A 14,197-nucleotide genomic window follows, 5' to 3' on the forward strand; every position below is an offset into this window, starting at 1 on the left:
ATAGAAAAGGTTAGACAATCATTAAAGTATCATACTTTAAGAAGTCTAACCCGCTATTCCTATTTTAGCTCTGAATATTTTTATTCATTTGTTTGATAGCAGCTTTTTCCAATCTTGAGACTTGCGCTTGTGAGATGCCGATTTCATCTGCAACTTCCATTTGTGTTTTGCCTTGGAAAAATCGCTTTCGCAAAATCATTTTTTCTCGATCATTTAATCGGCGCATTCCTTCTTTTAATGCCAATTCTTCCACCCATTGTATGTCCTTATTTTTTTCGTCACTTAATTGGTCCATTACATAAATCGGATCTCCACCATCATTATATATTGGTTCAAAAAGAGACACTGGATCTTGAATAGCATCTAACGCAAAAACAATATCCTCATGGGGAATGTCTAACTCTTTGGCAATTTCCTCAGCTGTCGGTTCTTTTGATGTTTTATTCATCAACCTTTCTCTGACCTGTAGTGCCTTATAAGCAATGTCTCTCAGAGATCTGGAAACCCTAATTGGATTATTATCGCGGAGATACCTGCGAATTTCACCAATAATCATCGGGACAGCATAGGTGGAAAACTTTACGTTTTGACTTAAATCAAAATTATCGATAGATTTCATTAGACCAATACAACCCACTTGAAATAAGTCATCCACGAATTCTCCTCGATTATTAAATCGTTGAATCACACTTAATACGAGGCGGAGATTTCCATTTACGAGACTTTCTCTTGCGGATATATCTCCCTCATGCATTTGCTTGAAGAGCAATCTCATTTCTTCGTTTTTTAACACTGGAAGCTTTGATGTATCAACACCGCAAATTTCTACTTTATTTCGAGTCAATCTATTTCCCTCCTCACAGGAGCTGCTGTACAAAAAACAGTATCTCCCCGAGAAGGAAAAATATGCATGAGAAGAATTTTTGTTAAATTTCCAATTTACGCTAATTTCAGTTGGAATTATGTGGGACAAGGATTTCTAAACAAAATTTTTTAAACCATTTTATTAAATTCTTTTTGAAGTCTCTTAATAATTCTCTTTTCTAATCTGGAAATATACGATTGAGAAATGCCTAGCATGTCTGCTACATCTTTTTGGGTTTTTTCTTCTCCTGTTCCTAAACCAAACCGTAATTCCATGATTTGTTTTTCTCTTTTAGAAAGTTGATGTAATGCTTTTACCAAGAGCTTTTTATCCACACTTGCATCTAAATCCTTCGTAATAATATCATCTTCTGTTCCCATCACATCTGATAGAAGTAGTTCATTTCCATCCCAATCAATATTCAACGGCTCATCAAATGAAACTTCTGAGCGAATTTTATTATTTCTCCGCAAATACATTAATATTTCGTTTTCAATACATCTGGAGGCATATGTGGCAAGTTTAATTTTTTTCTCTGGATTAAATGTATTAACCGCCTTAATTAATCCAATGGTGCCAATACTAATTAGGTCTTCAATATTAATACCCGTGTTTTCGAACTTCCTCGCAATATAAACAACAAGACGCAAATTTCTCTCAATAAGCATCGAGCGAGCTGCTTGATCCCCTTTTGGAAGTTTTTCCAAAAGCATTTCTTCTTCTTCTTTCGTTAACGGAGGAGGCAGTGCTTCACTTCCACCAATATAAAATACTTCGTCTGTTTTCAATCCAATTTTAATTAAAAATTTGTACCAATAATAAGATAAGCGAAGCTTCCATTTCTTCATGTGCATTTCCTCCTTCTAAACGATGTTTTTCGTGAGTATAGTATATTAACTAACCTTTTCCTCCACTGATTTTTTCCCTAATAGCATTTTCGGATGAACAATACAATCAAATGCATCCTCAGCAGAGAGAACTTGGTTTGTAAACGAAATCAATCCTTTTTCAACAATAGTTACTTCCTGCTCTTTTTTCAACAGCAAAACATCTGGTTTCACTGCTATAATTAGTTGGTGATCCTTGCCGACTACTTTATATGGAATAATGCGCATCTTACTTTCCCACTCTGGAGCAATTGGCTCACTTCCATAAATAACCTGTTCTGGCTGCTCTGATAAACGAATTAATTCTGCCGGCATATCATTTCCGATATTCTTCAAGGAAACAAACATAACCGGAAGACGAGAGATTGGATCATATACTTGATTTCCGCTATCCACCAATCCCTTTACCGAAAACTCTTTTCCACCAATTTGAAAAATCACATCAATTATTTGCTCATATTGAATCTTTGTAACTTCAATCCCTTCCACATTTCTGCGTGAAAAGTACCAGGCAACAGGAAAGCCAAGAAGGACAAATAGCCAACTAATAGGATCACCAAATCCTTTTACACTTGCAAGAAGGACGGAAGAAGACAGTTGAAAATCAAACTGTATAAAATAATGGGCGCCTATCAATGTTCCTCCAATTAAAAAGGTAGCTAAGTAAAAAATCATCAACGCTTGAAGATAGGTGCGAAATCGCTTATATCCAAAAGCAGTTGCTACCATGATGATCGAAAATAGTAGCTTTGATACAGGATGACTTGTATAGGGACTAAGCGATGTGATGGATAACAAAATAATTAGGGAACCAATGAATCCTCCAAGCAAAATTCTCCAATGAATGATTTTTTTCTTTAAAAGAATTCCAGTTAAATATAGTAATAAACTGTCAAATAGAAAATTTAATAGCCATATTACATCTAGATAAATGGCCAAACATGTAACTCCTCCTCTCCTTCATCGAAGCTTTGTAAATGACTGACCTTATCCTTATTCATCTGCATTATAACTAGAAAGCAATCAAGATCCTCACAGTTCTTGCAAATGAAAAAGGGATCATCGCCAAAGCCACAAAAGAAGTAAATCTTCTCTCTATTAATCTGTTACGAAAAAGTATAACGTACTTGTTCTTGAAATTCTGTCACTTTCTGTAATCAAAAAATCAGAAATTTCCTCTATTTCTAACGGTTTTTGTCACTATATCTCCTAACTGAATATTTTTTAGTTCTAGCGAAATATTATCAGTTTTTTTAATAATTCTAAGCAATATTAAATGGAAAATGAGAAAAAGGGATAATGGATGAATGCAATTAAAAAGGGGATTTTTATAGCTAGCTTAAAAAATCTAGCCTGCAAAATAAAAAACCTCTCCATTATTGTAAAAATAACAGAAAGGTTTTTGCTACAGAAGTAATTATCTTCTGCGGTTTCTATTTCTTAAGAAGGTTGGGATATCTAAAGTATCCTCTGTTTGTTGTACGTTTGTACTTCTCGGTTGTTCTTTTTGAACATTTGGTTCTTCTCTTTTAGGTTCTCTAGTATTAGCTTGATTGCTGTTTTGGCTTGCATTATTGGCATTTGGCTTTAACCCTCCAAATCCAGGTCTGCCTTGCTGTGGTTGAGATAAGTCTTGGTTGAAGCCTGTAGCAATTACAGTAACAACTATTTCATCTTTTAAATTATCATTGATAACAGAACCAAAAATCATATTTACATCTTGATCTGAAGCTGATGCAACAATATCTGCTGCCTCTTGTACTTCATACAAGCTTAAATTCGATCCGCCAGTGATATTCATTAATACCCCTTGTGCTCCGTCAATAGAAGTCTCAAGAAGTGGAGAAGAAATTGCTTTTTTCGCTGCTTCAGCTGCACGATTTTCTCCAGAAGCAACCCCTATACCCATAAGAGCTGAACCTTTGTTTACCATAATAGTTTTTACATCAGCGAAGTCTAAGTTAATTAGACCTGGTGTTGCAATTAAGTCAGAAATACCTTGTACACCTTGACGCAATACATTATCTGCTTCTCTAAACGCTTCAAGCATTGGAGTTGATTTATCTACAATTTCAAGTAAGCGGTCATTTGGAATTACAATTAACGTATCCACTGCGTCTTTTAGTGACGTAATACCACTTGCAGCGTGGGTAGATCTTTTTCTTCCTTCAAAAGTGAATGGTCTTGTTACCACTCCGACTGTTAAAGCACCTAAGTCATGAGCGATTTGAGCGATAACTGGTGCAGCACCTGTACCAGTTCCTCCACCCATTCCAGCCGTTACAAAGACCATATCTGCTCCCTTTAAAGCCTCTTCAATTTGTTCTTTGCTTTCCTCAGCAGCCTTCTTTCCTACTTCAGGATTGGCACCTGCACCAAGGCCTCTCGTCAACTTGCCGCCAATTTGCATTTTTATTTCTGCTTTCGATAAATTTAATGCTTGTGCATCTGTATTCACAGCAATAAACTCTACCCCTTGAACACCATGTTCAATCATTCGGTTAACAGCGTTATTACCACCGCCACCTACTCCTATTACCTTTATTACAGCTAGTGAATCTATATTTGTATCAAATTCCAACATGACAAATCCTCCTAATTCGTCGATATTCAGCAGTATCGAACTGTCCGCATCTCAAGTCTTGGTGATATGGAGTAACATACCATTTAAAAATATACCTAGACTGACCCTAAACGACTCTCAGCCTTCTCGAAGTTCTTTTTATTAAAACATGTCCATCCTATTAAAGCCATTCATTAATCGAAGAAATAACCCATAAATTTCTTAAACTTTGAAGGTTCCTTCTCAACTTGTTTTTTCTCATATGCTGGTTTTTGGGTTGCTTGTTTTTGAACTTTTTCCCTATTTTCAGCAGGAACGGTGACAGGATTATGGATATTTCCACCTTGAAGTTTACTATTTTTATAGGAGAATTTAATTAACCCAACAGCAGTAGTATATTGTGGCTCTCTTACTCCAATATAATCAGGAATAGCAATTCTAACACGGCTTTGGAAAACATCTTGTGCCAATTCTAAAATTCCTTTTGTACTAGCAACCCCACCAGTTAATACGAATCCTCCTGGAAGATCGTATACACTGTGTCTCACTAGTTCGTGACCAACCAGTTCAAAGATTTCTTCTAATCTAGCTTCTATGATATCAGAAATCTCTAATTGATTAAATTGTTGATGCTGATCGCTTCCTATAATAGGAACACTAAATACCTCCTCTTCAGAAGCATGATCATAAAAGGCATATCCATACTTTATCTTGATTTTTTCTGCATCTTCTGTCGTAGTACGAAGACCAATCGATAAATCTTTTGTGATGTGGTCTCCTCCTATAGGAATTACACTAGTTGCTTTAAGAAAACCATTTTCAAATACAGCAATTGTGGTGGAACCACCGCCAATATCTATTAAAGCAACCCCTAAGTTTTTTTCATCTTTTGAAAGTGCGAAGGAGCCTGAAGCAAGTGGCTGCAAGGAAATATCCTGAATTTCAAGTCCGGCTCTTTCCACACATCTTAAGGTGTTATGTAGTATGGTTTTACTCCCTGTTATTATGGTACCTTCCATTTCCAGTCGTACACCTATCATTCCTCTTGGATCGGTAATTTCGTCTAATCCATCAACAATAAATTGCTTAGGAATAATATCAATAATTTCTTTTTCTGGGGGAATGGAGACTACTTGTGCTGCATCCTTTACCCTAATTACATCCTCAATTGTAATTTCGCGATTTTCACTAGAAACTGCAACTACCCCACGTGAAGTTTGCAGATTTACATGATTTCCCGAAACGCCAACAATTACTTGTTTTATTTCCATCCCAACCATTCTTTCGGCTTGCTCTATTGCCTGTCGAATAGAATGAACGGTTTCATCTATATCCACAATTGAACCTTTTTTTAAACCTTCTGATGGAACGATGCCTACACCAATAATATTTAAAGATTCGTTAATCATCTCGCCAATGATAACTTTTATGCTGGATGTACCGATGTCTAGACTTACATAAAGTTCATTGCTGTTCATTCTCGGGCACCTCCTTTTGCATTTTAAATAAAGTGAACAACAAATTATGTCATACAGTAGAAAAATAAAATTTTAACATTTTTATTAAGAAGTAACGTCTTCTATTTTCATCGTTTTTTGATATACATAAGATATAAGATAAATTTCATCTTTAACTATTCTATTGTATACCAGGCAACACCATATTTTCACTAAGTTTTCACTTAGTGTCAATAAGATTTTAGACTTTTTTACTATAAATAGGACTAATTACTTATTCATTAAAGGAATTTCATCATTCACTTTGACATTTCTATTAATATTTAAATTATTCGCCAAAACTAATATATTCCCTTTTTTCTCTGTCAACTTTTTTCAATTTTTTCGGGAGAATTAGTATTTGATTTCTTTAAAATAATACTTCTAATTACAGCAATGTTTTGAAATAGTCTCACACCAAATGCAAAAATCGCCGCTAAGTATAAGTCTACACCAAGATGAACACCTAGAAAAGCTAAACTTGCTGCAAGGACAATATTAAAAAAGAAGCCTGTTACAAACACCTTTTCATCAAAAATATTTTGCAGATGTGCTCGAATCCCACCGAATAAGGTGTCCAATGCTGCTAAAACTGCAATCGATAAATAATTCGCATATTCTTCTGGTACTTTTATATCGGTTAATAGTCCAAAGACAAGCCCAACAATCAACCCAAATATAGGAAGCCACATTATGAATCGCCTCCTTCATTTGTATTTGCAGGCTCCATATTATGGATAGTAACAGCCTTACTGTATGCTGGAATCGTGATTGCCTTCTCTGGCTTTTCTACATTTAATAAAAGATTGGAAACAAAAAATTCATCTGCTGATTTAGAAACCTTCATGTAGTTAAACAATTTTTCTGCAGTACTAGCATCTTTCGCTATTACCTTTATTTCAATCGGCAGCTGATTAAGGGGATTTCCATCCATTTTCAACACATTATTTATTTCACGGATAACAGTTGTATTCACATAGCGATTATCATTGATCGCTATCTCCTCTGCCCCATATAAATTCAACTCATTTACCAATCGCTGTAATAATTCAGATGTCACTTCTCCAGGTTCTTCCCCTAATAGAATTTCTGTATTAACAGATGCAATTTTTAAGATGATTCCATTTCCTGTTACTTCTGTTAAACCAGCTTCCTGCTTTAATTCTTTTAGCGTATCTTTCAATACCTCTGCTTTACTTTCAGAGGTTTCATTTTCATACTCATCTAATTTTGCGTTTATCGATCGAATTTCATTAATAAGCTGCAATTCTAATTTTTTTTCATTTATTAAATCTTCTCTTAGTTCCCATGTATCTCTTGTATCCCGTACTACCGGTTCTTTTATTGTCTGAAATTGTACTGCAATCATAAATCCGACAATAAGCGTTATTCCAGTCATTGTTATAAAATTCTTATTCAAAGCGCATCATACTTTCTACTCATCATACTTACTGTTAATTTACTTTCAAAGGTTCCATTTGAATCGACCGTTTTTTTTCCAGGCTAAATCTAACATTATCATTTACTAACAAATCTTTTACACCACCATTAATATTGATTGCACCTTCTAATACATCGCTATCACCGATTGCCGTAATAACAAATGGTGCAGGGTGTTGGTAACCATCCACTTCAATTACCGGTCCATTACAGAGAATATATGAATTATGTGATAGTCTTTGCCCGTTGATACTAATTGCTTGTGCACCTGAAACATATAGCTCATTAATCACTTTAAACACATGATGTTCATGGACCAAGTAATTATTCACACTATCTTCCTTTGGATTATATTCTCCATCTTCTAAGGTAATTTGCACCCCTTCTCCTTTTACAGCAACTTTTCCTAAATAGATACGATACTTTTGGGCATCTTCTGCTAAGTTAGAATAGGTTTCTGCTTCATTCGAAAGATTCTTCTCTAATTGAACAAGTTTCTTTTGGGATTCCTTTAATTCCTTATAAAGATCGTTATTTTTTTCTTCCTGCTCTATTAATTCGTTCCGCAATTCCAAATCTCTTTCAAATTGGCTCTCACTAATTTCTTGCTTTTCGTCCTTTTTTGTATTTTGATACGAAAAGGAAATCATAAATCCAAGTACGAGAAAAACCAAGGAGAAGATAACATTTCTTCTTCTTTTATTAGTCTTCACTCTTCTTTTCCCCTTCCGAATCGAAAGCTTTGAAATAAGAACCTACTTCTAAATCAATTACTCCCTTTTTGTCTGTATTTAGCTGTGCAATAATGGATGGATAATGCTCCATTTTATCCGAAAAAGAAGCTAAAGAAGCTAATACTTGATTTCCGTCATTCATATAAACGGTAACATGCCACTTATCGGTATCTTTAGGAGTATACCTTATTTCAGAAATCGCATTATACACACTTGCTGGAAGTTTACTTAATTCCTCCCCTATTTTCGTTATGACAGTGTCATTTTCGCTCTTTATATCTTTGATAATAGGAGCATCGTAGGGACTGTTTGTCATCGCTCTATCATGTAGCATATCACCATTTTCTAGAAGCGGAATAAATTCATTCTCCACTTCAAAGTAAGCAATCTTCCTATATTCTTTTACGTCAATTTGAACAGTATTTGGAATAGAGATGGAAACTTTTGCAGACTTCATTCCACCAGCATCTTTCAGTTTTGATGCTAACTGATCTTTTTTGATTGTCCAAATATTTGTTTCGGTTGTAATTCCACTCATTTTCTCTAAGTCTTCATAAGTATATAAATGATTCCCAGTAATTTCGATTTTTTTTACATGACTTAAAGGTGATTGGAAATAGATAACGCAAACGATGATAAGGAAGAATAGAAGGAGAAGGAAAATAAGTCGACGATTCGCCTTTTTTCGTCTCTGTTCTTTTAATTTTGGAATTCGATCTTCTAAAGAAACAACCTTCCCATTTTCCAAAAAATCACCCCGGTATTTTTAAATAAGGAAATAGTAAAAAACCATTCAAAGGTTGTCCACCTTTTTATTCGCAAACCGAAAATTTGCTTTCTAATCAAATTTCCGATTTGCAATTTCCTACTTTTTCTTGTTATCGATAACTTCCTTCATTACATTATATAACCTCATTGCCGCATCAGGAATCCCTAGTTTTTTGGATGCCTCCTTCATACCTTTTAACACATTAGGATTCAGCATAATGGCATCCATTTCTTCCACTAATTTTTGTCCATTCATATCCTTTTCTAGAAGCATTTTTGCTGCTCCATTGCTTGTTAGTGCAGTCGCATTTTTTTCCTGATGATTGTTCGTCACATAGGGACTCGGCACAAGAATACTTGGAATGCCGAGCGAGGTTAGCTCGCTTAGCGTTGTTGCGCCTGCTCTCGCAACAGTCAGGTCAATGCTTGTTAATACTTCTGGCATATTATGAACAAATGGCTTGATAATTACATTTTTAGGATTTCCTACTAACTCTACTTCTTTTTTTACCGCTTCATAATGCACTTCTCCGGTTACATAAAGTACTTGATATGGTTTATCCCCTAATTGGGGTAACGCTGTAATAACAGCATCGTTTATCGGTCTAGCACCTCTGCTTCCACCAACAATAAGAACAGCTGGGGTTTTCAATTGTAAGCCAACCGATAATCTTCCTTTAATGCCATCCTGATTTAACACTTCTGAAGCTCTAGGATTCCCTGTCATCACAACTTTTTCTTCTGGAAAATAAGAATCCGCTTCTTCAAAGCAAGTAGCTACTTTATCAACATATTTGCTTAAAAATTTATTCGTTAATCCTGGAACACTATTTTGTTCATGAATGATGGTTGGTATCCCAAGCTTAGCAGCTGCATAAACAACCGGACCACAAACATATCCGCCTGTTCCTATTACCACATCTGCCTTAAACTCTTTTAATATCGCCTTACTTTTTTGTACACCAGCAATAAATCTCCAAACTGTTTTTAAATTTTCTGGAGACAGTTTCCGTTTAAAGCCTGTAATATGTATTGTTTTAAAGGGAATATTTTCCCTTCTGACTAATTTATTTTCTAGTCCTTGCTCTGTTCCAACATAAAGAAACTCAGCATCTTTCACTTCTTTTTTTATTTCGCGAATCAATGCTAATGCAGGGTATATATGTCCCCCTGTTCCTCCACCACTTACAACTATCTTCATTCTTTCCACCTCAAAATACTTCTCTTCTCTACTTTGAAAAATATGTTATTTTTCTTTTCTTTTTACATTATAGCTTCAATTAATGAAAAACAGAAATAATCTTCTGCTATTTTCTAAGAATTTTTTTACTTTCCGGTCAACCCCCAACTAATAGATACCTTATTGTACTATATTTTAAACACCCTTTATGAATATCTTGAAATTGATAATGAAATGTAACACATTCCCCTTTTCAGCACCATTTTTGTCATGATTGCAAAAAGTTTATCATATGTGCGAAAAAAATAAATTTTTGATATTCTCAGCTTTTTTAATGATGTTTTTCAGGTAAACAAGCTATTTATTAGCTATGGGAAGTATTTATATTAATCCCTTATGGCTTATGTGTGCCCCAAGGGAAGAGAATGGAATTACCTGCAAGTTCTTCCTTTTTAAAAAGGCAATAAAAAGAACCTAGTGATGGGAATAAGCACCCTACACTAGGTTTCAAAATTTTAAATAACGTTTAATACCTTGAAAATCTGCTGACATTTAAAAGAATACCAATCGCGATTAACATGAGGGTTAAAGAAGATCCTCCATAGCTTAGAAATGGAAGGGTAATCCCTGTTACAGGCATTAGTCCTGTTACAACTCCGATGTTAATCATAACTTGAATCGCAACCATAGAAATAATTCCAACCGCTACAAAACTACCAAACAAATCTTGTGCGCCTAGAGCGATTCTTATTCCTCTCCAAAGCAAGAGGGCGAATAATAATAAAATCAGCGAGCCACCAATAAATCCTAATTCTTCTGATAGAATCGCAAAAATGAAGTCTGTTTGTGGCTCCGGCAGGTAGAAAAACTTTTGCCGACTCTCCCCAAGACCTAAACCAAATAATCCACCTGGACCAATTGCATACAAGGACTGAATGATTTGAAACCCGCTTCCTAATGGATCAGACCAAGGATCAAGGAAGGAAGTAATCCTTTTAATCCGGTAAGGAGCACTCGCAACCAATCCTACAAACCCTGCAACACCAATAAGACCTAATATCACAAAGTGACGAATTCTAGCACCAGCAATAAAAATCATGACAATACTTGTACCAACCATAACCGTACCAGTACCTAAATCTGGCTGAAGCATTATCATTCCAAACGCCAGGAATACTAGCCCTAATGAAGGGAGCAAGCCTTTTTTAAATGAAGTAATATGCTTTTGATTTTCTGACAGAAACTTCCCCAGGAAAATAATCATTGCTATTTTCATAAATTCAGAGGGCTGAATAGAAAATGCACCGACTCCAATCCAGCTTTGTGAACCATTCCGAACTAAACCAACGCCAGGAATTAAAACGACTATAAGCAATACAAAACAAACAATAATAATCTGTTTAGCCCAAGAACGCCATATCCAGTAATCAAGATTCATTATAAATAGCATTGCTGCAATTCCGACGCCCGCAAAAAGCATCTGTCTTTTGGCAAAGAAGAAAGAATCACCTAAATTTCGTTCGGCCATTACCGCGCTAGCACTATACACCATGATTAACCCTATTGCCAGTAACGTAAATGTGAGAATCATTAGAATTATATCTGGAGTCGTTTTTTTTGATGGCACCATTAACACCTCGAATTGCAAGATTTGGGCTTGAAGAAAAGAAAAGCGCGTGGTATCCAAATTTCATGTGTTCTCGAAATCGATTCAAAAAAAGAAAGCTCTGTAAATTAACGGTTGAGAAGTAGCAAAAAGTTCAAAAGTCATTTCATTCCCGCATGGCATAAAATAAACTTTCTCCTTTTCTCTACTACCCTTGTTATCATTTACAGAGCTTACTTCAGGTAAGAACGTTTTATCCTGTTAGATCATTGATGTGTTTGTTCATACAAATCAAATTTTTTCTTTCAACGCCTACTTACAGACAAGCCCTTATTTAAGCATATGCACCGCATTAATAAAAATGTCTCCTCTGACCTCAAAAGTTTTGTATTGATCCCAGCTTGCACATGCTGGGGAAAGGAGAATTACATCTCCACTTTCTGATAAGTCATAAGCAACAGGTACTGCTTTGTCCACATTATCGACGCGTTTAATTGTTTTTATTCCTGCAAGTCTACCTGCCTTCTCCACTTTTTCAGCAGTTTGTCCAAAAGTAATCATGGCCTTCACATTTTTAAGCGATGGAATTAGTTCATCAAATTCATTTCCTCGATCCAAGCCACCTGCCAGTAAAATAACTGGCTCATTAAAGGCTGCAAGGGCATTTTGTGTTGCTAAAATATTGGTTGCTTTCGAGTCATTATAAAATTTTCGCCCATGTAATTCTTTAATAAATTGCAGACGATGTTTAACCCCTTTAAATGTACTTAGTACTTCAAAAATACTTTCATTTGACACTCCAGAAAGCTTAGCCGCAGCAACGGACGAAAGGATATTTTCTAAATTTAAGGCACTTAAGTATGTAATATCAGAAAGTTTCATTATTTTTTCCTCATTAAAATAGATGACATTATCTTTCACATATGCACCAAACTCTAATTCCCGTTTTGCAGAAAAAGGAATAATTGTCGCATTACTGTTTTTCGCGATATTCATTACTACCTCTTGCTCCACATTTGCAATTAAATAGTCATTTGCATCCTGATTCTTCGTGATATTCCCTTTTGCCTTTGCATATTCGTCTTTTGTTCCATGATAATCCAAATGCGCCTCATAAATATTCGTAATGATTGCAATATGTGGCTTGAATTTCTCAATACCCATTAATTGAAAAGATGATAATTCGATAACAATTTTATTATCTTCCTCTGCAACTTGAGCCACATTCGAAGCAACTGTACCAATATTTCCGGCAATGAGTGGCTTTTTCTTATCTGCTTCTAACATATCAAATAATAATGTCGTTGTTGTCGTTTTCCCATTTGATCCAGTGATGGCAAAAAACGGAGCTTCAGAAACTCTGTATGCAAGCTCTACCTCTGTAATAACGGGAATATCGCGTTCTATTGCCCCTTTAATCATTGGATTAAAATAAGGAATCCCTGGATTTTTTACAATAAGCTGGAATCCTTCTTCTAATAATTCAATGGGGTGGCTACCGCATATTACTGTTATCCCTTGCTCCAATAATCCTTGCGCCTCCGGATTCTCATCTAAAGGTTTACTATCATTTACTGTTACGAAGGCACCTAAATTATGTAGTAATTGAGCTGCGCTTACTCCACTTTTGGCAAGACCTAATACAAGTATTTTTTTATGATGATAATCGTTAATCTGTTTCATTATAACCACACCTCAATATAAATTCCTAAAGCGGCAAATAATAATCCAACCGTCCAAAATGTGACAACTACTCTCCATTCTGACCATCCAACCAATTCATAATGATGATGCAGTGGACTCATTCGGAAAATTCTTCTTCCTGTTGATTTAAAGGAAATAACTTGAAGAATAACGGAAAGCGTTTCGATAACAAATACTCCACCAATTAGTATCAGTAGAATCTCTAGTTTTGTCAAAATTGCAATGGCAGCAATCGCGCCACCTAGTGCAAGAGAACCTGTATCTCCCATAAATACTTTAGCTGGATGGGCATTAAAAACTAAGAATCCTAATACTGCTCCAACAATCGCTACAGAAAAAATACTAATTTCAAACTGAGATTGGCTCCAAGCAAGAACAGCAAATGCACCAAAAGCAACAGCAGATGTACCGGAAACTAAACCGTCCAAGCCATCTGTTAAATTAACAGCATTTGAAAATCCAACTAACCAGAAAATAATAAACAATGCATAAAACCAGCCTAATTCCAATGGTTTATCAACAAATGGAATCGAAATAGCGGTCGAGAATTCATTTTCACGTAATACAAAGTAAAAAATAAGGGAAATGATAATCTGACCTAGCAGCTTTTGTCGAGATGTCAATCCTAAGTTACGCTTCATCACTACTTTTATAAAGTCATCTAAAAACCCTAATAAACCAAAACCAACTAAAACTAATAATAATAAATATGTCTTAATTGTTGGCTCTGAGAATTTATTAATCATTACTAAAGTTGTTACAACAATAGAAAAGATAATCATTAACCCACCCATTGTTGGTGTTCCCGTTTTTTTCTGATGGGATTTCGGTCCTTCTTCCCTAATGCTTTGTCCGAATTTCAATCTTCGCAAGAAGGGAATAAAAAAGGGAGAAATCAATACGGTTATTAAAAAGCCTAAAAGAATCGTAAAAAAGATTACTTTCTCCTGCATT

General features: G+C 35.3%; 13 protein-coding genes. All 13 read right to left on the reverse strand.

Translation table 11 applies throughout. From position 1 onward, the window contains the following. Window positions 1-64 precede the first annotated feature (64 nt). Complete coding sequence (sigG, locus tag ACTQ5K_RS03415; RefSeq protein WP_031534317.1) at window positions 65-844, reverse strand: RNA polymerase sporulation sigma factor SigG; 780 nt, start codon at window positions 842-844, stop codon at window positions 65-67. A 149-nt stretch (window positions 845-993) separates the two neighbouring features. Beyond that, window positions 994-1,713 carry an RNA polymerase sporulation sigma factor SigE gene (gene sigE / locus ACTQ5K_RS03420; protein ID WP_016201019.1) on the reverse strand — a complete coding sequence of 240 codons (720 nt, stop codon included), beginning with the start codon at window positions 1,711-1,713 and terminating at the stop codon, window positions 994-996. 45 nt (window positions 1,714-1,758) lie between these two features. Further along, entirely contained in the window at window positions 1,759-2,691 is a 933-nt protein-coding gene (spoIIGA, locus tag ACTQ5K_RS03425; RefSeq protein WP_031534315.1) for a sigma-E processing peptidase SpoIIGA, read from the reverse strand. Window positions 2,692-3,169: 478 nt separating this feature from the next. Next, on the reverse strand, window positions 3,170-4,336 hold the full coding sequence (ftsZ, locus tag ACTQ5K_RS03430) for a cell division protein FtsZ (RefSeq protein WP_031534313.1): 1,167 nt from the start codon (window positions 4,334-4,336) through the stop codon (window positions 3,170-3,172). A 173-nt stretch (window positions 4,337-4,509) separates the two neighbouring features. Then, the gene (ftsA, locus tag ACTQ5K_RS03435; protein WP_235251091.1) at window positions 4,510-5,793 is read right to left on the reverse strand and encodes a cell division protein FtsA; all 1,284 of its coding nucleotides are present in this window, start codon (window positions 5,791-5,793) and stop codon (window positions 4,510-4,512) included. A 344-nt stretch (window positions 5,794-6,137) separates the two neighbouring features. Beyond that, on the reverse strand, window positions 6,138-6,503 hold the full coding sequence (locus ACTQ5K_RS03440; protein ID WP_031534310.1) for a small basic family protein: 366 nt from the start codon (window positions 6,501-6,503) through the stop codon (window positions 6,138-6,140). Next, entirely contained in the window at window positions 6,503-7,210 is a 708-nt protein-coding gene (locus ACTQ5K_RS03445; protein WP_031534308.1) for a DUF881 domain-containing protein, read from the reverse strand. Before ACTQ5K_RS03445 ends, ACTQ5K_RS03440 begins: the two co-directional genes overlap by 1 nt. A 55-nt stretch (window positions 7,211-7,265) precedes the next feature. Next, window positions 7,266-7,964 (reverse strand): DUF881 domain-containing protein, encoded by a 699-nt coding sequence (locus tag ACTQ5K_RS03450; RefSeq protein ID WP_284561008.1) that lies wholly within the window; start codon window positions 7,962-7,964, stop codon window positions 7,266-7,268. Continuing rightward, window positions 7,954-8,733, reverse strand: a complete 780-nt coding sequence (locus tag ACTQ5K_RS03455) for a cell division protein FtsQ/DivIB (RefSeq protein ID WP_284561007.1) — start codon at window positions 8,731-8,733, stop codon at window positions 7,954-7,956. Before ACTQ5K_RS03455 ends, ACTQ5K_RS03450 begins: the two co-directional genes overlap by 11 nt. Window positions 8,734-8,850: 117 nt before the next feature. Further along, complete coding sequence (murG, locus tag ACTQ5K_RS03460; RefSeq protein WP_284561006.1) at window positions 8,851-9,954, reverse strand: undecaprenyldiphospho-muramoylpentapeptide beta-N-acetylglucosaminyltransferase; 1,104 nt, start codon at window positions 9,952-9,954, stop codon at window positions 8,851-8,853. A 505-nt stretch (window positions 9,955-10,459) separates the two neighbouring features. Beyond that, entirely contained in the window at window positions 10,460-11,560 is a 1,101-nt protein-coding gene (spoVE, locus tag ACTQ5K_RS03465) for a stage V sporulation protein E (RefSeq protein WP_031534299.1), read from the reverse strand. A gap of 309 nt (window positions 11,561-11,869) precedes the next feature. After that, window positions 11,870-13,222 carry a UDP-N-acetylmuramoyl-L-alanine--D-glutamate ligase gene (gene murD / locus ACTQ5K_RS03470; RefSeq protein WP_235251121.1) on the reverse strand — a complete coding sequence of 451 codons (1,353 nt, stop codon included), beginning with the start codon at window positions 13,220-13,222 and terminating at the stop codon, window positions 11,870-11,872. Further along, the gene (gene mraY, locus ACTQ5K_RS03475) at window positions 13,222-14,196 is read right to left on the reverse strand and encodes a phospho-N-acetylmuramoyl-pentapeptide-transferase (protein WP_031534297.1); all 975 of its coding nucleotides are present in this window, start codon (window positions 14,194-14,196) and stop codon (window positions 13,222-13,224) included. The genes murD and mraY overlap by 1 nt, the downstream gene beginning before the upstream one ends. Window position 14,197 lies beyond the last annotated feature (1 nt).

This window comes from Niallia sp. Sow4_A1 (genome assembly GCF_052116745.1).
GTDB classification, from domain to species: Bacteria; Bacillota; Bacilli; order Bacillales; family Cytobacillaceae; genus Niallia; species Niallia hominis.

Bases quoted from the DNA above. Each gene is read 5' to 3' on its own strand.
- sigE (WP_016201019.1), bottom strand. From the start codon at position 1,713: ATGAAGAAATGGAAGCTTCGCTTATCTTATTATTGGTACAAATTTTTA.
- ftsZ (WP_031534313.1), bottom strand. From the start codon at position 4,336: ATGTTGGAATTTGATACAAATATAGATTCACTAGCTGTAATAAAGGTA.
- ftsA (WP_235251091.1), bottom strand. From the start codon at position 5,793: ATGAACAGCAATGAACTTTATGTAAGTCTAGACATCGGTACATCCAGC.
- ACTQ5K_RS03440 (WP_031534310.1), bottom strand. From the start codon at position 6,503: ATGTGGCTTCCTATATTTGGGTTGATTGTTGGGCTTGTCTTTGGACTA.
- ACTQ5K_RS03445 (WP_031534308.1), bottom strand. From the start codon at position 7,210: ATGACTGGAATAACGCTTATTGTCGGATTTATGATTGCAGTACAATTT.
- murG (WP_284561006.1), bottom strand. From the start codon at position 9,954: ATGAAGATAGTTGTAAGTGGTGGAGGAACAGGGGGACATATATACCCT.
- murD (WP_235251121.1), bottom strand. From the start codon at position 13,222: ATGAAACAGATTAACGATTATCATCATAAAAAAATACTTGTATTAGGT.
- mraY (WP_031534297.1), bottom strand. From the start codon at position 14,196: ATGCAGGAGAAAGTAATCTTTTTTACGATTCTTTTAGGCTTTTTAATA.